Source organism: Anaeromicropila populeti, from assembly GCF_900112775.1.
GTDB lineage: Bacteria > Bacillota > Clostridia > Lachnospirales > Lachnospiraceae > Anaeromicropila_A > Anaeromicropila_A populeti.
In genome coordinates, this window is record NZ_FOYZ01000004.1 from 279,354 (window position 1) to 303,036 (window position 23,683).

Sequence of the window (23,683 nt, forward strand, 5' to 3'; positions counted from 1 at the left end):
TCCACACCATAAAAAATTAACAGGAGTATCTAAATTCAGTTTAAGCATCTTACTTTTTCACACCTATTCCTACAGTTTAATATTCAAATAATTTAAATATTGTAATACAATTTAATCAACAATACAAGCTAAATATTTTATTTGACAAGGAGAAAGCAGGATGAAAAATAAATTTCAAATTAAAGAACATTTTTGGACATATTATCAAAATTTAATTCAAGAAGTTGTTATTCCATTTCAGGAAAAAGTATTAAATGATAAAGTTCCGGATATTGAAAAAAGTCATGCTATGGAAAACTTTAGAATTGCAGCGGGAGAGGCAGAAGGAGAGTTTTATGGAATGGTATTTCAGGACAGTGATGTGGCTAAATGGATTGAGGCAGCATCCTACGCCCTAATGCTTAAACCAAATACTGAAGTGGAGAAGAAACTGGATAATGTTATTACACTGATAGGAAAGGTTCAGCAGCCAGATGGGTATCTAAATACTTATTTTACAGTAAAGGAACCAAATCATAAATGGCAGAATTTGCAGGAGGCTCATGAACTATATTGTTCAGGGCATATGATTGAGGCAGCAGTAGCTCATTATGAGGCGACGGGAAAAATAACACTTTTAAGCATTATGAAAAAAAATGCAGATCATATTTATCATACGTTTGGGAAGGACAAACGCAGGGGCTTTCCAGGACATCCAGAAATTGAACTGGCACTTGTGCGATTGTATCGGGTAACAGGAGATAAACGTTATTTAGAACTTTCGCAGTACTTTATTAACGAAAGGGGAACGTCTCCAAATTTCTTTAAGGAAGAGAAAGGCAAAAGGGATTGGTCAGTATGGAATTCCGATCCCGAACAAGTGTTGTACACATTAAATCAAGCACCAGTAAGGGAACAACAAGATGCTGTTGGTCATGCTGTAAGGGCAGTATATTTATACGCTGGAATGGCCGAGGTAGGAAAAGAGACAGGAGACGAAAGTCTGATAAAGGCCTGCGAGACATTGTGGAACAGTATTACACAAAAACAGATGTATATAACAGGTGGCATCGGCTCCACTCACATTGGTGAAGCCTTTACTAAAGATTATGATTTGCCTAATGACACCGCTTATTCCGAGACCTGTGCGTCAATAGGTTTAATCTTTTTCGCACAAAAAATGTTGGAAGCTACGTTGGAAAGCAAGTATGCAGATGTCATAGAAAAAGCCTTATATAATTGCGTGTTGGCGGGAATGTCATTGGATGGGAAAAAATTTTTTTATACAAACCCATTAGAAGTAAATCCAGAATACGCCAAAAAAATAGTGGGATTTGAGCATATTTGTGCAGAACGGCCAGGTTGGTTTTCGTGTGCATGCTGTCCTCCTAATGTAGCTAGATTAATTGCTTCATTAAACCGTTATATCTTTACAGAAACAGAGGAAGCGGTTTATTTTCACTTATTTATTGGTGGTGAATTGGATTTGTCAGAGAGTAAAAAATTAAAAATACAAGTTACTACGGAGTATCCTTATAATAATGTTATTTCATATCGTTTCCAGCCAGTGGAGGCTGCTGTAACTACTACAATTGCAATTCGAATTCCAGATTGGTCTGAAACCTATCAACTTATCGTGAATGGAGAAAAATTAAATGCAGAACAAAAAAATGGGTATGTTTTTATTACAAAGAAATTTGTTGAAAATGATGAAATTGTTCTACAACTAGATATGATGCCTAAGAAAGTTTATGCTAATTTAAATGTAAGTGAAAATGCAGGCTGCACTGCTATAGTAAGAGGCCCTCTTGTGTATTGTTTTGAAGGAACTGATAATGGTGGAACTCTTGCTAACCTGCGCATTTCAAAGGATGGAAAAATTGTTGAGAAAAAGAACAACAGTATTTTGATGGGGGGAGTTACCACATTAGAAATAGATGGTGTAAGATTACATGCAGAAGATGCACTGTATTCTTTTCGGAGACCAATGCAGGAGACATGTAAACTTACAGCAATTCCATACTATGCGTGGGCAAACAGAGGAGAAAACCAGATGCGTGTGTGGATGCAAGAAGAGTAATTAAGTGTTTTTTATAGAATGAAAAAAATAAGGAACTTCAACGGAAAGCATTGCTATCCAACCAAGTAAGCAGGCATAAGCAATTCCTGGAATTCCAAAAGAAGGAGCGAATAGGTAGACAAAGGTAACTCGAAAAATCATTTGAACGGTGGTGCAGACAAGAGTTATTTTCATGTTGCCTATTCCTCTGAAAAAACCTTGGAGTAGATTGGTAACAGCAGGAAGCAAATAAAAAAATGCCATAAGCTGAAGATATTTTTTTCCTAGATTAATCATTTCTGTTTCATGGGATTTAGCAAAGAGTTTCATGATAAGTTCTGCACATAAAAAAGTAAGAATACATATAAAAACCCAGTAGAAAATTTCAAGTACAAGTCCAATTTTAAAACCCTTCATAATGCGATCTTCTGTCTTTGCACCGCGGTTCTGGGCAACAAAGGTAGTAACACTATGTGAAATACTCTGTTCTGGAGTGAAGGCAAAATCATCTACACGGTTGACTGCATTAAAGGCAGCAATCGCATCAACGCCAAGAGGATTAACTGCGCCTTGAACCAACAGTTTTCCAATATATAAGCAGGTTTGCTGCATGGCAGTTGCCCAGCCGTAGTGCAGAGTTTTTTTTAATAAATCAACGTCAATTTTAAGCGCTTTCCTGGAAAGGTGCAGGACAGGAACCTTTTTATAGATATAGAATATACATAAAATTGCTGAAATGGCTTCAGCAATAATTGTAGCTAATGCAGCACCAACAATATCTAATTGGAAAAAAGCAATAAATAGGAAATCCAGACAGCCATTTAAAACAGAAGCTAGTGAAAGAAAGTAAAGGGGAGTTTTAGCATCTCCAATACTTCTAAGCGCTGAAGCAAATACATTATATAAAAAAGTAAACAAAAGCCCAAGAAAAATTATTTTTAAGTAAAGTGCTGATTTCTCAAGTATTTCATCTGGAGTATTCATCAATAGTAAAACAGGTCTGGACAAAAGAATACAAATTATGCTTATAATAGTAGTAGAAATAAGACCAAATATCAGCGTAGTTGAAATCTCTTTTGTAAGAGTGTCTGTGTCATCAGAACCAAAAAATTCACTCATCAGCACAGAAGCACCCATACAGATGCCAATGATAAAAAATATGATAATATTCATAATGGGGTTAGCTGTTCCAACTGCTGCAAGGGATTCTTTACTGGCAAATCGGCTTATTATGATGGAATCTACGGCATTATAAGTTAGTTGAAATAGATTCCCCAGAATGAGTGGAACAGAATAACGGATTAAATGTTTTGATATGTTTCCTGATGTCATATTTCTCATGTGCAGACCTCATATTCTCGTTTTAATGTTAAAATTGTATCACTAATAGGGATTGAATTCAATAGTGGCTAGGATGCAAACATAAAAGTATACCTTACAAAAAAATAGCATTTTAAGTATTAAAAACAAGATTATTGTCAAATTGAATCGATGAGAGTAGATTGAAGAATGAAAATTACTATGTTAAAATGCAATAAGAATAAAAGATAGAAAATAAAGGGGATTGTATGAATGGATCAAAAGTATTATCTTTTGTTGGCATTGATGTTTAGTGTTGAACCAGTAATATGGATTCGTGTCATGTCATACTTGTACCGCCCGAAATATAAGAATCGTTTATATTATGTAGCAGCAATTGCTGGCATGGATATAATAGCTGTCTTAAAATATCTTATAGGATTTTGCAAAGGAGATACTATTTTAGAAATTTTAGGAATGGTTATAATAATAGTATATTTATTGATAACTACGGTATTACTATTTGACGCAAAAATTATTCAGGCATTTGTTAGTATTGGTATTATTTGTGTTTTATACGTATTATCAGATCTTTTTTCAATGGTCATAATGACAGGTATATTGCATGTTACAATTATTGATTTGAATAATAATGGAATGAACTATTTAATTGGAACATTTATAGCTAAAGTCAGCACATTAATATGTTGTGAAATCATTATTGCAAATAGGAAAAATATACTTAGAAAAGAAGCAATGTGCAGTAAAGAATTAATACCTGTCATAATTGGAAATTTGGCATTAAGTGCACCTAGTTTATATGTATTTACTAATATAGAGTTGTTAAAAAACCAAGTATATTTGTTGTTTATAGTTGCGATGACACAAATAGCATTGTTGCTGATTACAACATTATATATAGTGATTTTATTTGAAAAGCAATCAAAAAGAGAGATGGAGCATAGGTTCTACATACAGCAGATGGAAAAGGAATTGGAATTAAATAAAAGTATGATTGAAGTAACGGAAAAACTGCGCAGTTTGAAGCATGATGTTTGTTCTCACTTTGTGCTGATAAAAACGTTATTGAATGATGGCTGCTATGATGAGGTAAAACAATATGTAAATGATTTGTATAAAGATATCGAGATTGCTGAAGAAATTGCTGTGCTTACTAATAAAAATGTTTCTATTATTTTAAATCAAAAGCAGAAACTGGCGAAACAAAAATCAATTAAATTTGATTTTGTAATTATGATAAGTGATTTTGTAATAAGTGATATTGAAATCTGCTCTCTTTTATCTAATATTTTAAATAATGCGATTGAAGCTGCGGAACAAGTTGAGCTTGATAAGCGTTATATAAGTCTATTAATTCGGCCTGAGAAAAAAGGATACACAATTGAGTGCGAAAATTCTTTAATAAAAAAACCAATACAAAAGATGGATAAATTTATTACAACAAAGCAAGATAAAAGAACACATGGGGTAGGGATTGCCATAATGAAAAATATAGTTAAATCTGTTAATGGTAGATTAAGAATAGATTATGATGACAACCATTATATCATCACTATATTTATACCAACATAATTAGGAGGAAAGTATGGGCTATAATGTGTTAATATGTGATGATGACAGGCTTAGTTTGAAAATTAACCAGACATATGTAGAGGAACTTAGTAAAAAGTTTAAAATTTCCACATGTTTATATTGTTTTAATGAGATTGATGATACCTATACAGAAACAATTAATAAAGTAAAAATGGATCTTATTCTACTGGATATTGATTTAAAGGAAATAAACGGTTTGGTGTTGGCAAAGGATCTGTTAAAAAAGAATCCATGGAGTGTGCTGATTTTTATAACAGGATACACGGAATATGCATTAGATGCGTTTGATCTGTTAGCCTTTGGGTATCTGGCAAAACCAATAGATTCTAGTAAATTTGAAAAGCTTTTTGCAAAAGCAATTGTGCAGATGCAGAGTGTTAAGTACAAAAGGGTGGATTCCTTAATTAGTTTTACGATACGAAAAAAGCAATTTACCCTCAGACAAACAGATATTATATACATAGAAAAGGTTGGACAAAAAATAAAAATAGTAACAATGCAGGAAGAATATGAAATTTATGATACAGTTACGTCATTAGAGAATAAACTGGGTTATTTATTCTTACGAATTAGCAGCAGCACAATTGTTAACATGCAAGAGATTGCCATTTTAAGCAGTAGACAAGCTACATTGAAAACGGGAGAGAATTTAATTGTAGGAAGGACGTACTCCAAAAGGGCAAAATCTCTTTATTCAAAGTTCCCAAAAAGCTAAATATACATAAAAACAACAAAAATGTCAAATCAAACATTACAACAGGGATTTGAAGGGTGGTGCTAACATGGCTATGCAGAAAAAGGTGAGTAAAGTAATTAGTAAAATGGCAGAACAAGTGATTAATCAAAATGTGAATTCGTCTTGTTTTTTTTTCTTTTATCAGCCAAAGCTTCCGAATGGAATAATAAAGGCTAAGAAATAGAATACAGCTCTTGGGAAAATTGACATTTTAATTTTATAGAAAGGGATAGAGAGGATAGGATACGCTATTCCTTTCTACAGATAGGTTTGTTCTTTGTTTTAATCTAAAAATGCATTTTAACATGGAAAAGACGCAGATTATAACATATTGAATAGAATAATAACGATTCTTATGTAAATTCATTAAGATACAATGTAATGTAGTATATCTATCTTGATATAATAAAATGTATGAACTAAAATAATAGTGTACTAGTGACAAGCTGTTCTCATAATGATATGGGTGATACCAACCCAATGTTGTGGTTGAATGGCTGATTAAATGATAAGAACAAACTTGAATGATGAAAGAACGCATAACATACTAATAATAATTCTAACTAATAAAGGAAAAGGTAATTAATCCCTGGATTAGAGCTCAAGAACAACATGGATTGAACTTGAAATAACTGATAAGAGCGATAGAATTGCTTGTCATTAGAAAGTTAATTTCCTAATTTTACTTTACTGAGCGAGACTAGAAAGTTGTATCTTACTTATTGTAGTGTAATACCCTAAAAGGGCCCCCTAAACCCTTTAATAAGTAATACGGCAAGGCTTGTTATCATGAACTTAAAGAAAAGACTGTGAAGGCAATTTCACAGTCTTTTCGACTGTAATGCTCCAATCTATATGTAGACGAAAATCCAATAAGTGTGATAAAATTATTTGTGTTATGTGAATTCAAAACGGAAAGAAAGGCACATTTAATATGAATAAGGAAAAGTATTTACGCTTATTGTCATTAAAATATCCTAATATACGTGCAGCTACAAGTGAAATAATTAATTTGAATGCTATCTTAAGACTTCCTAAAGGAACAGAGTATTTTTTTAGTGATATTCATGGTGAATATGAATCCTTTTTAGACTTGCTGAAAAGTGCGTCTGGAACAATACGTGAAAAAGTTAAACTGCTATTTGAAAATGTTATGACAGAAAAGGAGCAGGAAGAATTTGCAAAGTTAGTCTATTATCCAAGAGAAGTATTAGGGCAAATGGAGTTCTTAAAAACAGAGTATGGGTATTGGGAAAGAATTACGATATTTAGACTTGTTTTGCTATGCAGAGAAACATCTTCAAAATATACCCGATCTAAAGTAAGGAAAAAGCTTCCGATTGATTATGCATATGCAATTGAAGAATTGTTAAATGTGAATCATGAGGATCAGGATAAAAAAGTTTATTATAATGAAATTATACATTCAGTCATTGATTCTGGAGCAGGAAAGGATTTCATAATAGCACTGTGCAAGCTGGTTCAACAATTGTGTGTGGACAAACTTCATATTATTGGTGATATTTTTGATCGTGGACCCAGGGCAGATATTATTATGAATGAACTAATGACTTTTCCGGACATAGACATACAGTGGGGAAATCATGACATTTCGTGGATGGGAGCTGTCTGTGGTAATGAGGCATGCATTGCAAATGTGCTTAGAATTGCACTAAGTTATAATAACTATGATCTTTTAGAGGATGGCTATGGAATTAATCTCCGTGCATTATCTATATTTGCTTCCGAGACGTATCACTCAGATCCTTGTAGTGCTTTTTATCCGCGATTATTAGATGAGAATAAATATGATAATGTAGATACCAGTCTTACTGCGAAAATGCATAAGGCAATTACAGTGATTCAACTTAAACTGGAAGGACAGTTGATTAAACGTCATCCTGAGTATAATATGGATGAAAGAGATTGTCTGAATAAAGTTGACAGCAAAATGAGAAGGGTTATAGTGGAAGGGATAGAATATCCAATGATAGATATGAACTTTCCTACTATATGCTGGGAACATCCACTTGAATTATCGGATGGAGAAAAGGAACTAATCAATATTCTTCGAATATCCTTTGTTCATAGTGAATTGCTTAACAGACATGTAAAGTTTTTATATTCCCATGGAAGTATGTACAAATGTGTGAACTCTAATTTACTATATCATGGCTGTATTCCTATGGAAGAGGACGGGAGTTTTACTAAGGTACAGTTTAAAGAAGAGATATATTCTGGGAAACCTCTATTTGATTTTTTCAACCAGCAGGCTCAAAATGCTTATTTTCTTCCAGAAAATGATAGTGACAAGCAGGATGCGGTTGATATAATGTGGTATTTATGGTGTGGAAAAAATTCTCCCCTATTTGGGAAGAGTAAACTGGCGGTATTTGAAAAATATTTTATAGCAGACAACAGTGCAGCGGTGGAACAATATAACCCTTATTATCGGTTAAGTAATGGAGCACGTGTATGCACAAAAATATTAGAGGAATTTCAGTTAGATATAGATAAGTCTCATATTATTAATGGGCATGTACCAGTAAAGATAAAGGAAGGAGAGCATCCTGTAAAGGCAGAAGGAAAGCTGTATGTAATTGATGGAGGAATTTCAAAGGCATATCAATCTAAGACAGGAATTGCGGGATATACTTTGATTTTTACTTCGCATCATCTAGCTCTTGCAGAACACAAAATTCCTTCTAAGGGCCTGTCTAACTTATTAGGTACAAAAAATGATTTCCAGCCTGTGTCCCCGGCTATTTATATTACAGAAAAGATGCCAAGGAGAATTATGGTTGCAGACACTGATGTTGGAAGAGAGCTTGCAGAGAGGATAGAGGATTTAAAAATGTTGGTGACAGCGTATAAGGAAGGTGAGATAAGAGAATCAGAAATAAGAGGGTATGATTAAACTGTATATGTAGAAAATGTATTATGACTGGGAGGAAAATTATGTTTAAAAGTCAAGACGGAAAATTAAGAAGTGGTTGGATATTAATGCTGGGGTTTTGTATCTTACTGATATCACTTGTTGGATTAACTTCTATACTAGAGTTAGTGTATGCAGTGGTAGGAAGTATTACAGGCTGGTTTACTCTCAATGAGTTGATGAATGTACTAAATAGTGATGTATCTCAGCAACGTTTTATTTTGAAAATATTTTATTATTTAAGTGCAGTAATACAGGAATTTGTTCTTATTTTTGCGCCTATTTTTTCTTGGCGTCATTTCGTAAAGGAGCCTCTTACTAAAATTGGACTTGTGAGTTGGAAAGAGGGAAAAAAAGATTTTGTAGTGGGTTTACTAATGGGAACTGTTGCCATGAGTATTATTTTCATATTTCTATTTGTAACAAAAAGAGTTACAATCCGTTCTATCCAATCACCTGTTTCATGGAATTTTCTATTTTATATTATTATGTTTGTTGCAGTAGGTTTTGCAGAAGAAATTTTGTCCAGGGGTTTTGTGATGGGGGCATTAAGACGTTCTAAAAATAAATGGTGTATAATGTCAGCACCTGCAATTATTTTTGGGGTGCTCCATTTAGGCAATAATGGAGTATCGTGGGCAGCAATGATTAATTTAATATTGATAGGTTTTGCGTTTTCGCTGGCATTTTATAAGTCAGGGAATATATGGCTTCCGATAGGGTGCCACATTACATGGAATATTTTTCAGGGATGCATATATGGATTTTTGGTAAGTGGGATTGAAACACCAACAGTAATTAATTTGGCTGTAAAAAGGAAAGACATTTTCACAGGAGGTAATTTTGGACCAGAAGGTGGCATATTGGTGACCATTATCAGCATAGTAATGCTTTTGTTTGTGCAGTTCTATTATAGAAAAAGTGTCAAAAATTTCATAGAAGAATAATTTACACATTCTTAACCTTGCTATGATACCAGGTTAATTATAACAAGATAAACTCTCTTTAAATGAAGTATTTGAGAAATCAAATGAAGGAGGCATAAGCTATGACGGTTTTGCTAGGGAGTCTTGTTAATCGTATACCAATGAAAAAAAAGAGAGTTCCTTTTTCAATAAAAAAAAGGAACTTATTTTTTCGAAATATATCTATAGCCAAAAGATTGCAATATGCAAATGTATACAATCTGATTATTACCGTTTTGATTATTCTGATTAGCATATGTAGTATCTTTTTTATGCACACCAGACTCATGCAGTTTAATAAAGATTCTTATTTTATGGTAACTAATTCAATGTGTGCTAAGGAAGCAGCTTCACAAATTCAGCAATATATTTATAAATCATTATTGACAGAAAAGGAAGCTATGCAGAAAAAGTATGTGGAAGAGGCAGAAAAAGAGTACCAGGTTATGGTACACCACTTACAATTAATATATACAAGCAGTGACAGCATTAAAAGCATAACAAAGGAGTCAAAAAAAACATTAGAGCAAGAGTTAGAGAAGGCCGTGAGATATAGGGAAAAAATATTAAAAGCAGCAGACAGGAATGATATGGAGAATGTACTAAAGATATATAAAAATGATTATGCACCTATCCTAACAACTATTACAAAGACGCTAGATGATGTAATATTGCAGGCAGATAAATATGCGGCGTTATATATGGATACGTCTGAAATGCAGATGGGTATTACGATTATACTTTTTCTTCTTTTGAGTACTGGCGGGGTAGTGAGTGGAATCTATCTTTGTAAAAAAACAACAAAGAGCATTATTGAGCCACTTAAAGAAATTGAGCAGGCAATGATTCAGGTTTCAAAAGGAAATTTAGAAGTAATAATTCAACATAGGTCAAAGGATGAACTGGGCGTTCTATGTAGTTCAGTCAGAAAAATGGTACAAAACTTGAAACAGTACATCGAAGATATCACAACAACATTAAAGAAAATAGAAGAAAAGGATATAGCTTTTTCGCCTAAATATCATTATGTCGGAAGTTTTGTACCAATTCAGACTTCTCTGGAAAGAATATGCTGCTTTATTGCTCAGATGTTAAATCAAATTAATGACAGCTCTAGTCAGATAGCAAGTGCATCTAATGAATTGTCTAATGTTTCCTTTGATATTGTGGAAGGAGCAAATGAACAAACTCGTTCTGTAAACAAGTTATTCGGGCATGTAGACAAAATTTGCAATGAGGTGATGCAGACAAAAGAACGATCTGCAAATTTATCAGATCGGTTTTCTGATACGGTTTATGTAGTTCAAAGGGGAAGAGAAAACATGGGACAGCTAAAGGACTGTGTTAAAAAACTAGATGAAAAATCAAAAGAAATTCATTCTATTATAATTATTATTGAAGAAATTACACGCCAAACGAAACTAGTAGCTCTAAATGCGTCCATTGAGGCGGCACGAGCAGGCATTCACGGAAAAGAATTTAATGTTGTTGCGTCCGAAATTCAAAAATTAGCACTGAATTGTGCAAAGGCTGCCAATGATACAAAAAGGCTTCTTTGTGAAAATTTAAATATTGTTACAGAATGTGTAGAAGTAACGAATCGGACAGAGGATGATTTAGAACAGATAAAAGAGGTATGTGGTGAGACGGATGTTTTCGTAAATGCAATTACAAAGGCATGTATAAGTCAAAATGCATATGTAGATAGAATGAGAAAGCACCTGGATAGGATTTCAGATATTTCTAATAGTAATCAGTCTGCGGCAGAAGAAAGTTATGCCGTCAGCCGGGACTTTTCTCAACAGACTCACAATCTGCAAAGCATTGTGGAAAGCTTTGTTAAAAGATAAAAGAAAGGACATCCCACATACTTACAAAACAGTAAGTTTGTGACATGCCCTTTGCTGAGGTTACTAAGTTCGTGAAATAATACTCCGATTATTACAAGTCATCATTAGTAAACGTCTTTGCCTTCTAACTATTAACTTGTTGTATGAACCTCTTCAGCCTCTCCTTCTCGAACAATATCTTCTAAGACATGTATTAGGTCGTGAATGGTATTAAGCTGCACATTTCTTTCTAAAATTGCATTTTTAAGGTTCACAGATAAAGTTTCAAACTTTTCACGAATTGCTGGTGCCACATAAGACATATTATCACCTCAATAAGAGAATTCCCTAAAATAATAAAAATATACATCAATATAGTAAAAAAAAAATTTATATTTTGAAAAATATCCTTTGAAAAATACTAGGAATATGTTTATAATGAAAATGTATATGTTTATTTATCTTACGAATGGTGAAAATGAATAAAGAATAGAACAATAAGCGGCATACTGGTTATGAGTATGATAGCAAATATGGATAGAGTTATTATTTTGGCAATTGGTGGTTGTCAGAATGGTGTTGAAAGGAGTTATATCATGTTAGGTTCAGACATTGGAATTGATTTAGGCACAGCTAGTGTACTTGTTTATATAAAAGGAAAAGGTGTGGTTTTGAAGGAGCCATCTGTTGTGGCTTTTGACCGTGATACTAATAAAATTAGAGCAATTGGTGAAGAAGCCAGGCTAATGCTTGGTAGAACACCAGGTAATATTGTTGCAGTACGTCCGTTAAGACAGGGCGTTATTTCTGATTATAATGTAACTGAAAAGATGCTGCGGTATTTTATACAAAAGACCGTAGGAAAGCAAAGATTTAGAAAGCCTCGAATTAGTGTTTGTGTACCTAGTGGGGTAACAGAAGTCGAGAAGAAAGCAGTTGAAGATGCAACATATCAGGCAGGGGCAAGGGACGTTGCAATTATTGAAGAACCAATTGCAGCAGCTATTGGAGCAGGAATTGATATTACAAGACCTTGTGGTAATATGATTGTAGATATCGGTGGCGGGACATCTGACATTGCCGTAATTTCTCTTGGCGGTACTGTAGTAAGTACTTCTATTAAGATAGCTGGTGATGATTTTGATGAAGCAATTGTAAGATATATGCGTAAAAAACATAATTTATTGATTGGTGAAAGAACAGCTGAAGATATTAAAATTAAAATTGGAACGGCGTTTCCAAGACCAGAGTCTGAATCCTTGGATGTAAGGGGAAGAAATTTAATAACAGGTCTTCCAAAGACAATTACAGTGACTTCAGAAGAGACAGAGGAAGCTTTAAAAGAAGCCACTTCACAAATTGTAGAGGCAGTACACAGCGTTTTGGAGAGAACACCTCCAGAATTGGCAGCAGATATAGCAGACAGAGGTATTGTTTTAACAGGAGGAGGAAGCTTATTAAATGGCTTGGAAACATTGATAGAGGAGAAAACAGGAATTACAACTATGACTGCGGAAGATCCTATGACTGCTGTAGCAATTGGAACGGGAAAATATGTTGAATTTTTAAGCGGAAAAAAAGACTGAGCCTATAAACTCTGAAGCAGATTTGTCGATATATATAGGGGAAGTGAAAAGTAGTTATTGAAGGAAGGAGCTTAACCATGGTAAGAGGCTTATATACTGCTTATAGTGGTATGAAGAATGAACAAAAAAGATTGGATATTATCAGTAATAATCTGGCTAATGCTGCAACGGTTGGATATAAGCAGGAAAATGTTTCAAATCAGGCTTTCGATGAATTACTTACCATTAAAATCAGAGACGGATCAGAGGCATATGCCAATAAAACAGTTGGCAGCATGAGTCTTGGAGTTAAAGTGGGCGAGGTTTATACAGATTATGGACAAGGGTCATTAAGGAATACTGGGAATACATTTGATTTAGCAATAGAAGGAGATGGATTCTTTCAGGTAAGTGTAGCTGATGAAAATGGAGATGAATCCATTTTATATACAAGGGATGGAACGTTTAAAGTGTCACAAGATGGGTATGTGGTAGATTCAGAAGGGAATCATCTCATGACAGCAGGGGGATATCTTCAAGTACCTGTAGATTCAGGGAAAATTGTGATAGATAGCGATGGAACTGTCTATGCAGATGAAGAATACATTGATAAAATTCAACTTGCGGATTTTGAGGATTATGATTATCTTGAAAAATATGGAACAAACTTGTATAGGGCAGTGGACGGTGCGACTCCAAAGGAAAATACGGGTTCTATACTTCAGGGTTATACAGAACAGTCTAATGTGAATGTTGTTTCAGAAATGGTAGAAATGATTAACATTACAAGAGCTTATGAAGCAAATTATAAGGTTGTTCAAAGTGTAGATTCGACTTTACAGAAAGTCGTAAATGAAATGGGAAAAGTAAATTAGGAGGCTGAATATGGTTCGATCATTATGGACAGCTGCATCCGGTATGGCGGCACAGCAGCTATGTGTTGATACAATTTCTAATAACCTGGCAAATATTAATACGACTGGATATAAAAAAGAAACGGCTGAATTTAAATCATTATTATATCAAACAATACAGAAAACATCCACAGATGCAGATGGAGAGCAGAAACCAGTAGGTGTTCAGGTGGGGTTAGGTGTTAAGACAGCAGCTATTACTTCACAGTATACACAAGGAAATATGACCCAGACAGGAAATTCATTTGATTTTGCAATTCAGGGAACTGGTTTTTTTATGGTTCAGATGGGTGATGGAAGAACAGGATATACAAGAAGTGGAGCTTTTCAAATGTCAATTGGAAATGAGGGTCTTACATTAAGTGACGCAGAAGGTAATCCTGTATTGGACACGAATGGACAGCCAATAGTCGTGCCTGATACATATTCCGCCGATAAGTTGAGCATTGATTCCAGTGGACGTTTGTGTTATCCAGATGCTAATAATAATCCACAGCCAATTGGGATTCAGATTGGTTTGGCACAGTTTGCAAACAGTGCGGGACTTGAAAAGGTTTCAAACAGTTTAGTAGTTGAGACAGATGCATCAGGAGTTGCGAATATAGAAGTAGATGGTACTACAAAGATGAAAAGTTCCATTTGGCAGGGATATCTGGAAGCATCCAATGTTCAGGCAGTAGATGAAATGGTAAGTATGATTGTAGCTCAAAGAGCATATGAGATGAATTCTAAAGTAATTACTGCTTCAGATGACATGCTTCAAATGGCGAATAACTTAAAGCAATAGACTGAGTAGGAAAGGATTGTATATTATGTCGATTTCAATTGGAAATAGCAATTTGGATTTGTATCAATCCAGCAGTCTTTCTTCAACAAATAAAGCACAGAATTTACAAAATACATTGTCAGAGAGTCAGTTGGTTAATTCCACAGATGAAGAATTACTGGATGTATGCAAGAGTTTTGAATCTTATTTTGTAGAACAAGTTTTTAAGGCGATGAAGAAGACAGTACAGAGTTCTGACGAGGATAATGAATATATGAAATATTTTGGTGATATGATGACGGAGTCTTATGCCGAGGAAGCCACAGAAAACAGTGGTTATGGGATTGCTCAGATGTTGTATGAATCAATGAAGCGAAACGGATTATAATAAAGTAAGGAATGCGTCCAGTTATTGGACGCATTTGTAATAATGTGAGGAATAATGAATGGTAATGAGGAGATTACGTTGGCAGAAAAAATTAGTGGATATGTTGAGCGAATTGTATACCAGAATAAGGACAATGGGTATACTGTATTAAATATATCAGGAGAAGAGGGAGAGATGACCTGTGTAGGAACTTTCTCTTTTATTAATGAAGGAGACTTTATTGAAGTGGAGGGGGAACTAACTTCTCATTCGGTATATGGTGAACAGCTGAAGGTTTTAAATTATGAAATAAAAGAGCCAGAAGATATGCTTTCTATTGAACGATATTTAGGATCAGGTGCAATTAAAGGTCTTGGTCCAGGATTGTCAGCCAGAATTGTCAGACGATTTAAAAAAGATACCTTTCGAATCATTGAAGAAGAACCAGAAAGACTGTCAGAAATTAAAGGTATTAGTGAGCGGATGGCCAGAGAAATAAGCTTGCAGTTTGAAGAAAAGAAAGAAATGAGAAGTGCGATGATTTTCTTGCAGCAGTATGGTATTACAATGAATCTGGCAATTAAAATTTATCAGACCTATGGTAATCGGTTATATGAAGTTATAAAAGAAAATCCATATCAGTTGGCAGAAGACATTAATGGAGTGGGGTTTAAACAGGCTGACGAAATAGCTGAAAAAATAGGAATTAACACAGACTCAGATTATCGAGTAAAGGCAGGAATCCATCATGTTCTATTATACGCAAGCACCAATGGGCATGTCTATCTGCCTAAGAGAGAATTATTTGCACAAACGCAAGAGTTATTACAGGTGGATAAGGAAAAGATAGAAAATCAGATAATGGATTTAGTGATCGATAAGAAGATCGTTGCGAAGGAAACAGAAGAAGATGTTATGATATATGCATCTGCATTTTATTATATGGAATTGAACTGTGCCAGAATGCTGCTGGATTTAAATGTTCCATATTCTGTTTATGAGGATGATTTAGAAGAGAGATTGAAAAATTTAGAAAAGATCACAAAATTAGAATTGGATAAAATGCAGCGGAAAGCTGTTATGGAGGCAGCTAGAAATGGTGTTTTAATTGTAACAGGTGGACCAGGTACAGGAAAAACCACAACCATCAATACAATAATTCGATTTTTTGAGTCGGAGGGGATGGAGATTCTTTTAGCAGCACCAACAGGAAGAGCAGCAAAAAGGATGTCTGAAACAACAGGATTTGAAGCCCAGACAATACATAGATTGCTGGAGATATCTGGAAGTTCTGTGGAAAGTGAAAAGGGAAACCATTTTGAACGAAATGAAACAAATCCCCTAGAAACAGATGTTTTGATAATAGATGAAATGTCAATGGTAGACATTAGTCTCATGAATTCTTTGTTAAAAGCGACAGCAGTTGGAACCAGATTAATATTAGTTGGTGATGAGAATCAGCTTCCTAGCGTTGGTCCGGGCAATGTGCTGAGGGATATTATTTATTCTAACTGTTTTCCGATGGTGAGGCTTACAACAATATTCAGACAAGCGGCTGAAAGTGATATTATAATAAATGCACATAAAATAAATGAAGGAAAAAGTATTGCATTAGATAACAAAAGTAAAGACTTTTTTTTGCTTCAAAGAGAAACTGCGCCGGTTATTATCAATGTGATGTTGCAGCTTATCATGCAGAAACTTCCAGGTTACGTAAATGCGGCACCTTATGATATACAAGTTTTAACGCCAATGCGAAAAGGAGAGTTAGGGGTTGAAAAACTTAATCAGGTATTACAGCAATATTTAAACCCACCGTCTCCTGATAAAAATGAAAAAGTTATAGGTGAGGGATTTTTTCGAGTAGGGGATAAAGTTATGCAGATTAAGAATAATTATCAGATTGAGTGGGAAATTAAGAATAAACATGGGTTTACAATAGATCAGGGAACTGGTGTTTTTAATGGTGATATGGGAACAATTAAGGAAATCAATACGTTTGCGGAAACACTTACGGTTATATTTGAAGAAGGAAAGGCGATTCAGTATGGTTTTTCAGCATTAGATGAACTGGAGCTGGCATATGCGGTTACTATCCATAAATCTCAGGGAAGTGAATACCCAGCTGTTGTGATGCCTCTTTTAACAGGCCCTAGAATGCTTTTTAACAGAAACTTATTATATACGGCCGTTACCAGAGCTAAAAAGTGTGTGACAATTGTTGGTAAGAGAGAAACGATTGAGAAAATGATTGAAAACATTAGTGAAACAAAACGTTATTCAAGCCTTGATTTGAGATTGGCAGAAATACAAATGCAAGAGTAAAAGCGCGTGCATTTTTTCTTGCTGTGAGGTATAATGAAATTAGAGCAGAATAATAAAGGAGGTAGCTATGAGCAAAAATACTTTAGTAATAATGGCTGCTGGAATGGGAAGCAGATTTGGCGGGGTAAAACAACTTGAACCAGTTGGGCCAAGTGGTGAAATAATTATGGATTATTCCATTTATGATGCAATCGAGGCTGGTTTTAAGAAAGTGGTTTTTATCATTCGAAGGGATTTGGAAGAAGATTTTCGTGAAGTAATTGGAAACCGTTTATCAAAATATATTGAGATAGAGTATGTATTTCAGGAATTAGATAATCTTCCGGAAGGATATCAAAAGCCAGAAGACAGGACAAAGCCATGGGGAACAGGACAAGCAATTTTAAGCTGTTTGGGACAGGTAAAGGAGCCCTTTGTTGTAATTAATGCAGATGATTATTATGGAAAAGAAGGCTTTAAGATTATTAGCACATTTTTAAATGATCCTCCAGCAACAGACAGACAGTACCATTTTTGCATGGCAGGTTTTTTGTTGGGGAATACGTTAAGTGAGAATGGAACCGTAACAAGAGGAGTTTGCTCTGTGGGTAAAGACGGGATATTAAGAGAAGTGACGGAAACTCACGAGATTCGCCATAAAGGAGATAAGGCAGCTGCTATCAGAGATGGAAAAGAGATTGAATTGGAGTTAGATGTTCCTGTATCCATGAATATGTGGGGGTTAACGCCAGATTTTCTAAATGAATTAGAAAGCCGTTTTAGGAGATTCTTAGACAATGTCAAAGAGGGCGATTTAAAAGCAGAGTTTTTATTGCCTGCAATTATTGATGATATGATAAAAGAGGGAAAAGCGGAAGTTTCTGTTTTAAATACAGGTGACAAATGGTTTGGTGTTACCTATAAAGAAGATAAGGAAGTTGTGGTAGAGTCCTTTAAACGTCTTGTATCTGAAGGTGTTTATCCTGAAAAATTGTTTTCTTAGGAGGCGGTAGCTTATTTATGAGATAATGGAAACAGGAATACGGCTACTATACCCAAGACGATGTCCCATATGTGATGATATTATTGCCCAGAGGGGAAAGAAAGCCTGCCCCGAGTGTATGCCCGGCCTTATTGTAATAGAGGAGCCAAGATGTAAGAAGTGCAGTAAACCTATTGAGGATGAGGAAGCAGAATATTGTTATGATTGTAATCAGAAACAGTTTCATTATGAAGCAGGATATGCTCTGTGGATATACGATGAGGTTGCCAAAAAATCTATTGGACATTATAAGTACAGTGGAAGGCGTGAGTATATTGACTTTTATGCGGAGGAATTTTTAAAGAAATTTAAGGATAAACTATTACAACTAAATGCCAATGTGCTGGTGCCAGTACCATTACATATTTCAAAGCAAAGACAACGTGGGTTTAATCAAGCTCAGCTCTTTGCGGAGAAATTAAGTATGGAATTAAAAGTTCCAGTTTGTTCTGATATAATAATTAGAAAAAGAAAAACGACACCTCAGAAGGAATTAAGCAACAAGGAGCGTTTTTTAAACCTTGAACAGGCTTTTTGTATAGGTAAGATGGATACTTGGCAGTCAAAAGAATTTGAAAAAGTAATACTTGTAGATGATATTTACACAACGGGAAGCACGATAGAAGCATGTACCAAGGTATTAATTTCAGCAGGAGTAAAAAAAGTGTATTTTGTAAGTTTGTGTATTGGCCGAGGTATTTAAGGAGGTGAATGAGATGGAAGTACGAAACTGTAAAATGTGTGGAAGACTTTTTAATTATATGGGAGGAGCACCAATATGTCCAAAATGTGAGAATGCTTTGGAAGAAAAATATCAAGAAGTGAAAGCTTACGTTTATGATAATCCAAATGCAGGGATACAGGAGGTTGCAGAAGAAAATGATGTAACAGTCAACCAGATAAAAAAGTGGATACGTGATGAAAGACTAAGCTTTTCTGATGATTCGCCAATTGGAATTGCATGTGAAAAATGTGGGGCAATGATTAAGACAGGGCGATTCTGTAAGGACTGTAAAAATAAGATGGCGTCTGGCTTGGAAAATCTTTATGCAAAACCTAAAATTGAGGGAACACTTAAAAAGAATACTGGTGTGAACCATAAAATGAGATTTTTAGATCACGAATAACGAAAAACAGTGTACCGCCAGATGGTCAGTACACTGTTTTTTATATAATTATTATTTTCTTGAATATTCAGTAGCTTCAATGCCATCATCACAGATGGTAATTTTCCGTTCTTTATACAAATGACCTATGGCACGTTTAAAAGCATTTTTGCTTAGATTAAAACGATTTTTAATTTCCTCAGGTGAACTCTTATCATTAAAGCCCAGAAAGCCACCATATTTCAGAAGTTCCTTATAAATCTGTAAAGCATCCGTATCCATCTGAAGAAAAGATTTGTCACGAATACTAAGATTTAAACGTCCATCTTCTTTTACCTCAGTAACCCTTGTTTCAACCCAGTCTCCAATTTTTAACTGTGAAAACAGTTCCTTATTAGGAATCATTGCAGAGTATTTTTTATCAACAGCAACATAAGCACCAAAGCTGTCAATGATCTCATATATAATTCCAGACACTTTGTCATCCTTTTTATAAGGGCTGGTATTCGATAAGTAGTTATAAACGTTCATGGTAGCACATAGTCTGCTTGATTTGTCTAAGTAAAGGGCTACAAGTGCCTGCTGATCCTGTTGAACCCGTCTTGTCTGTTCTTTAAAGGGCAGGAATAAGTCTTTTGAAAGGCCCCAGTCTAAAAAGGCACCTATCTGGGTAGTTTCTTTCACTTTTAGTAGTGCAATTTCTCCAAGTGTTAAAGCAGGAACAGAGGTAGTTGCAATTATTCTATCTTCAGAATCTTTGTAAATAAAGGCCTCTACCTCACTTCCTATTTTCATATCTGTTGTTACCTGGTTTTTAGGTAGTAAAACTTTTTCTTCTTTTGGGGAGTTGGTGTCTTTCAAATAAACACCAAATTTTGATTCACTTACAATTTGTAAGGTTTGAACTTTGCCTAATTCTATCATGTCAGCCTCCTTAGCTAATAAATTCTATAATGGCGTAAGGCTTTTTGTTTTCTGAAGCCAGACAAACAGTACAAGATGTATCTGTCAAAGCAACTTCAGGATAAATTACATCTCCCAAAGTTGCAGCAGAACGGTATTCAGCACGCATCTGGCGTATTGAAAACTGGTCAGGAAGGTAGTTTTCTGCCATCTTAATATATTGCCCGTTATTCACGTGATGATTGGTATCAATATTAGCTGGTACAACAGGAAAAGGTTCTTTACTGACACGCTGTTCTGGGAGAATAATATTACCTTGTTTATAATCCATTGGTATTTTTTCACCTAGACCATAAGAAGCAATATCACTTTCTGCTACGCGGACGGGACGCAGTGTATCTGAATTCAAATAAATCCATTTTGAATCTGCAACAACACATACCGCATCATTTTCATCTTGAATCATAAAATTCCGGTATCCAAACATACTTTTAAATGAGTAAGGATTAGTACTCACTTTTATGGTTTCAAATAAGACAGGATAACGATAAACAATAATCTGCCATGAATTTAAAAGCCAAACTCGATTTTGACTGGTTAAATAATCAATGCCATTACCGGTATCTTCTGAATGAAAAGTACTACAGTCTTGAAAATAATTGATTACAGATGACAAATCAAGAGTCTTTCTTTCATTAACTTCACTATACCGAATTCTGCTTTTAAAACTATACATGGTAATCTCCTTTGTAATATGATTCTCTTATTATAGCATTTCTATAAAAAAAAACTAGTGAAAAGAAAAAAAATATAAGCTATAATGGATAAGAAAACCAAAGTTAGATAGGATAAATAGAAAAGGAAGGTAGAAAAATGAAGAAAATAATTAGTACTGACAAAGCACCAGCAGCAATTGGACCATATTCACAGGCAATAGAATTTAATAATATGGTTTATACATCAGGAATTATCCCTATTGATCCAGCAACTGGTCAGCTTATTACAGGACCTGTTGAAGTTCAGGCAGAACAGGCATTTAAAAATTTAGCAGCATTATTAACTGAATCTGGAACAAGTGTAGAAAAGGTAATTAAAACAACTGTATTTATTAAAAACATGGACGATTTTGCAAAAATAAATGAAATTTACGCAAAATATTTTACAAAAGAGTATCCGGCACGATCCTGTGTTGAAGTTGCCAGGCTGCCAAAGGATGTATTAATTGAAATTGAAGCAATTGCTTACAAATAAGTTTTATTTACGTATAAAAGCTAGAGTATGGTAAACCTTCAAAAGGAACGACAGGAGAATAAAATGACTAGAGTAAATGAAATAAATCAAATTTTCTTGTGGACAATTGTTTCAGCAGTAGGCGGCTCTGTTTTATATGTTTTACTAGGTTTGCCTAGAGACGATTTTTTTCTCTCATTGGCATTTAATCAGATCATACTAGTGATTCCAACTTTTGCCTATGTTTTAAAAAATAAGATTAATGCTAAAGAATTTTTTCGCTTTAACAAAATTAAAATAGTTAATGTTTTTTTGCTAATATTGTTTTCCTTCTTTATTACGCCAATTATGCAATTAATTAATATGCTTTCTCTATTATTTTCTGAAAATGTAATTAATGAAAAATTGGAAAGTATTGTAGAGGGAAAACCATTAGTACTGAGTCTTATAATTATTGCTGTAATACCAGCGTTATTAGAAGAAAGCGTTTACCGCGGTGCATTTCTTACGGAATATAGAAAGATAGATGCAAGACGAGGTGTGCTGCTTTGCGGATTACTTTTTGGACTTTTGCATTTAAATTTCAATCAATTCTCATATGCATTTGTAATGGGAATGATTTTTGCCATTCTAGTGGAAGGCACGGGGTCTATTGTAAGTTCTATGATTGTGCATTTCTGCATTAATGCTACCTCTGTAATGACACTTTATATCAAGCCATACTTGCAGGAGGCAGCAATTAAGGTATATGGAGAGGATATGGCAGATAAGTTGATGCTAAATAGAACTTTAACTAAAAAAGAGATATTGACTGCTAGCTTTGGCTATAGCTTTTATGCAATTGCAACGTTAATGATTGCAATTATACTGTATACTGTTATTGTAAAAAATGAAGGAAGATGGGAGTATATAAAGAAAGTTTTTGGACAAAAAAATCAGGTTAAAAATGTAGAAGGACAATCAGGACAGAAGCTAATTACGATTCCACTTGCTATGGGGATGGGAATTTGCATTTTAATAATGATTTTAACCGAAGTCAGCTGAAAAATATATGAAGGTGAGGTTGTTAAATGGAAAATATTTTAGATTTAATTATTATTGGTTCTGGCCCAGCAGGTCTGACAGCAGGCATTTATGCAAGCCGTGCAGAATTGAATGCACTTGTTATTGAAAAGAATATGGTGAGTGGCGGGCAAATAATTAACACATATGAAGTGGATAATTACCCTGGAATTCCAGGAGTTAGTGGATATGATTTGGCAACAAAGTTTAGGGAACATTGTGAGCAGTTATCAGTTCAATTTATTGATGGCGATGTAACAGAATTTAAACTAGATGGAGATATTAAAGTATTGACATTGGAAAATGGAGAAAAATACTGTGCAAAAGCAGTAATTATTGCAACAGGAGCCAAGCCACGCAATCTTGGTATAAAAGGAGAAAAAGAACTGTCAGGAATGGGTGTATCGTATTGTGCAACTTGTGACGGTGCATTTTTTCGAAATAAAGAAACTGCGGTTGTCGGAGGCGGGGATGTTGCTATAGAAGATGCTATATTTTTAGCTAGATTGTGTAAAAAAGTATATGTAATACATCGCAGAAATGAGTTCCGGGCTGCAAAAAGTCTAGTATCAAAATTAAATTCCATGGAAAATGTTGAAATAATATGGGACAGCACAGTGGAAGAAGTGCTTGGAAATGTAATGGTAGAAGGAATTATAGTGCAAAATGTAAAAACCAACGAAAAGAGAACCATTTCTTTGTCAGGTATATTTGTTGCAATTGGTTATGAACCAAGTTCACAGGTGTATGAAAAAGTTGTTGATACAGACAACAGGGGGTATATTATTGCAGATGAGTCTTGTGAAACAAGTGTTCCAGGAATTTTCGCAGCAGGAGATATTCGAACAAAACCGTTAAAACAAATTATTACAGCAGCATCAGATGGAGCTAACGCAGTTACAGCTGTAGAAAAATATATTAATCAATTGTAAACAGGCGAGAATCCAATTATTGCTTGACATTATGGGGGTAGCTTGTTATAATTGTTACAAGAAAGATTAATAATTT

General features: G+C 34.5%; 22 protein-coding genes. 18 read left to right on the forward strand and 4 right to left on the reverse strand.

Annotated elements, in window-relative coordinates:
- Positions 1-160 precede the first annotated feature (160 nt).
- Entirely contained in the window at positions 161-2,059 is a 1,899-nt protein-coding gene (locus BM305_RS06865; protein ID WP_092559953.1) for a glycoside hydrolase family 127 protein, read from the forward strand.
- Here the strand turns inward: BM305_RS06865 and BM305_RS06870 are convergent, their stop codons facing one another.
- Positions 2,060-3,379 (reverse strand): MATE family efflux transporter, encoded by a 1,320-nt coding sequence (locus tag BM305_RS06870; protein WP_092559954.1) that lies wholly within the window; start codon positions 3,377-3,379, stop codon positions 2,060-2,062.
- Between the two features lie 231 nt (positions 3,380-3,610).
- On the opposite strand from BM305_RS06870, the gene BM305_RS06875 reads away from it, so the two are divergent.
- The 6 genes from BM305_RS06875 to BM305_RS06900 all read left to right on the forward strand — a co-directional run bounded on the left by BM305_RS06875 (position 3,611) and on the right by BM305_RS06900 (position 11,437).
- On the forward strand, positions 3,611-4,930 hold the full coding sequence (locus BM305_RS06875) for a sensor histidine kinase (RefSeq protein WP_092559955.1): 1,320 nt from the start codon (positions 3,611-3,613) through the stop codon (positions 4,928-4,930).
- A 13-nt stretch (positions 4,931-4,943) separates the two neighbouring features.
- A complete protein-coding gene (locus tag BM305_RS06880) occupies positions 4,944-5,666 on the forward strand; it encodes a LytR/AlgR family response regulator transcription factor (RefSeq protein WP_092559956.1) in 723 nt (240 codons plus the stop codon).
- 67 nt (positions 5,667-5,733) lie between these two features.
- Positions 5,734-5,871 (forward strand): cyclic lactone autoinducer peptide, encoded by a 138-nt coding sequence (locus BM305_RS06885; RefSeq protein ID WP_092559957.1) that lies wholly within the window; start codon positions 5,734-5,736, stop codon positions 5,869-5,871.
- Between the two features lie 750 nt (positions 5,872-6,621).
- Positions 6,622-8,604, forward strand: coding sequence for a fructose-1,6-bisphosphatase (locus BM305_RS06890; protein WP_092559958.1), 1,983 nt, complete (start codon positions 6,622-6,624; stop codon positions 8,602-8,604).
- 41 nt (positions 8,605-8,645) lie between these two features.
- Complete coding sequence (locus BM305_RS06895; protein WP_177214598.1) at positions 8,646-9,569, forward strand: CPBP family intramembrane glutamic endopeptidase; 924 nt, start codon at positions 8,646-8,648, stop codon at positions 9,567-9,569.
- Between the two features lie 305 nt (positions 9,570-9,874).
- The gene (locus tag BM305_RS06900) at positions 9,875-11,437 is read left to right on the forward strand and encodes a methyl-accepting chemotaxis protein (protein ID WP_207649462.1); all 1,563 of its coding nucleotides are present in this window, start codon (positions 9,875-9,877) and stop codon (positions 11,435-11,437) included.
- 131 nt (positions 11,438-11,568) lie between these two features.
- Here BM305_RS06900 and BM305_RS18955 read toward each other — a convergent pair whose 3' ends face one another.
- The gene (locus BM305_RS18955) at positions 11,569-11,739 is read right to left on the reverse strand and encodes a hypothetical protein (RefSeq protein WP_177214599.1); all 171 of its coding nucleotides are present in this window, start codon (positions 11,737-11,739) and stop codon (positions 11,569-11,571) included.
- 273 nt (positions 11,740-12,012) lie between these two features.
- Here BM305_RS18955 and mreB point away from each other — a divergent pair, with 273 nt between their 5' ends.
- The 8 genes from mreB to BM305_RS06940 all read left to right on the forward strand — a co-directional run bounded on the left by mreB (position 12,013) and on the right by BM305_RS06940 (position 19,501).
- A complete protein-coding gene (gene mreB / locus BM305_RS06905) occupies positions 12,013-13,002 on the forward strand; it encodes a rod shape-determining protein MreB (protein WP_092560006.1) in 990 nt (329 codons plus the stop codon).
- A gap of 77 nt (positions 13,003-13,079) precedes the next feature.
- Positions 13,080-13,856 (forward strand): flagellar basal-body rod protein FlgF, encoded by a 777-nt coding sequence (gene flgF / locus BM305_RS06910; RefSeq protein WP_092559961.1) that lies wholly within the window; start codon positions 13,080-13,082, stop codon positions 13,854-13,856.
- Between the two features lie 10 nt (positions 13,857-13,866).
- Positions 13,867-14,682, forward strand: coding sequence for a flagellar basal-body rod protein FlgG (flgG, locus tag BM305_RS06915; RefSeq protein WP_092559962.1), 816 nt, complete (start codon positions 13,867-13,869; stop codon positions 14,680-14,682).
- A 25-nt stretch (positions 14,683-14,707) separates the two neighbouring features.
- Positions 14,708-15,049, forward strand: coding sequence for a rod-binding protein (locus tag BM305_RS06920; RefSeq protein WP_092559963.1), 342 nt, complete (start codon positions 14,708-14,710; stop codon positions 15,047-15,049).
- Between the two features lie 54 nt (positions 15,050-15,103).
- Complete coding sequence (gene recD2 / locus BM305_RS06925; RefSeq protein ID WP_092559964.1) at positions 15,104-17,353, forward strand: SF1B family DNA helicase RecD2; 2,250 nt, start codon at positions 15,104-15,106, stop codon at positions 17,351-17,353.
- 67 nt (positions 17,354-17,420) lie between these two features.
- On the forward strand, positions 17,421-18,335 hold the full coding sequence (locus BM305_RS06930; protein ID WP_092559965.1) for a nucleotidyltransferase family protein: 915 nt from the start codon (positions 17,421-17,423) through the stop codon (positions 18,333-18,335).
- A gap of 25 nt (positions 18,336-18,360) precedes the next feature.
- Positions 18,361-19,077 (forward strand): ComF family protein, encoded by a 717-nt coding sequence (locus tag BM305_RS06935; protein ID WP_092559966.1) that lies wholly within the window; start codon positions 18,361-18,363, stop codon positions 19,075-19,077.
- A gap of 13 nt (positions 19,078-19,090) precedes the next feature.
- The gene (locus tag BM305_RS06940) at positions 19,091-19,501 is read left to right on the forward strand and encodes a flagellar protein (RefSeq protein WP_092559967.1); all 411 of its coding nucleotides are present in this window, start codon (positions 19,091-19,093) and stop codon (positions 19,499-19,501) included.
- Positions 19,502-19,552: 51 nt separating this feature from the next.
- Here the strand turns inward: BM305_RS06940 and BM305_RS06945 are convergent, their stop codons facing one another.
- Complete coding sequence (locus tag BM305_RS06945; RefSeq protein ID WP_092559968.1) at positions 19,553-20,404, reverse strand: CvfB family protein; 852 nt, start codon at positions 20,402-20,404, stop codon at positions 19,553-19,555.
- A gap of 10 nt (positions 20,405-20,414) precedes the next feature.
- Positions 20,415-21,119: an acyl-[acyl-carrier-protein] thioesterase gene (locus BM305_RS06950; protein WP_092559969.1), complete on the reverse strand. Its 705-nt coding sequence runs from the start codon at positions 21,117-21,119 to the stop codon at positions 20,415-20,417.
- A 137-nt stretch (positions 21,120-21,256) separates the two neighbouring features.
- On the opposite strand from BM305_RS06950, the gene BM305_RS06955 reads away from it, so the two are divergent.
- From BM305_RS06955 to trxB, 3 genes are all read left to right on the forward strand, one after another.
- Positions 21,257-21,634 carry a RidA family protein gene (locus tag BM305_RS06955; protein WP_092559970.1) on the forward strand — a complete coding sequence of 126 codons (378 nt, stop codon included), beginning with the start codon at positions 21,257-21,259 and terminating at the stop codon, positions 21,632-21,634.
- Between the two features lie 63 nt (positions 21,635-21,697).
- Positions 21,698-22,657 carry a CPBP family intramembrane glutamic endopeptidase gene (locus BM305_RS06960; protein WP_177214600.1) on the forward strand — a complete coding sequence of 320 codons (960 nt, stop codon included), beginning with the start codon at positions 21,698-21,700 and terminating at the stop codon, positions 22,655-22,657.
- Positions 22,658-22,683: 26 nt separating this feature from the next.
- Positions 22,684-23,607: a thioredoxin-disulfide reductase gene (gene trxB, locus BM305_RS06965; RefSeq protein ID WP_092559972.1), complete on the forward strand. Its 924-nt coding sequence runs from the start codon at positions 22,684-22,686 to the stop codon at positions 23,605-23,607.
- The last annotated feature ends 76 nt before the right edge of the window (positions 23,608-23,683 follow it).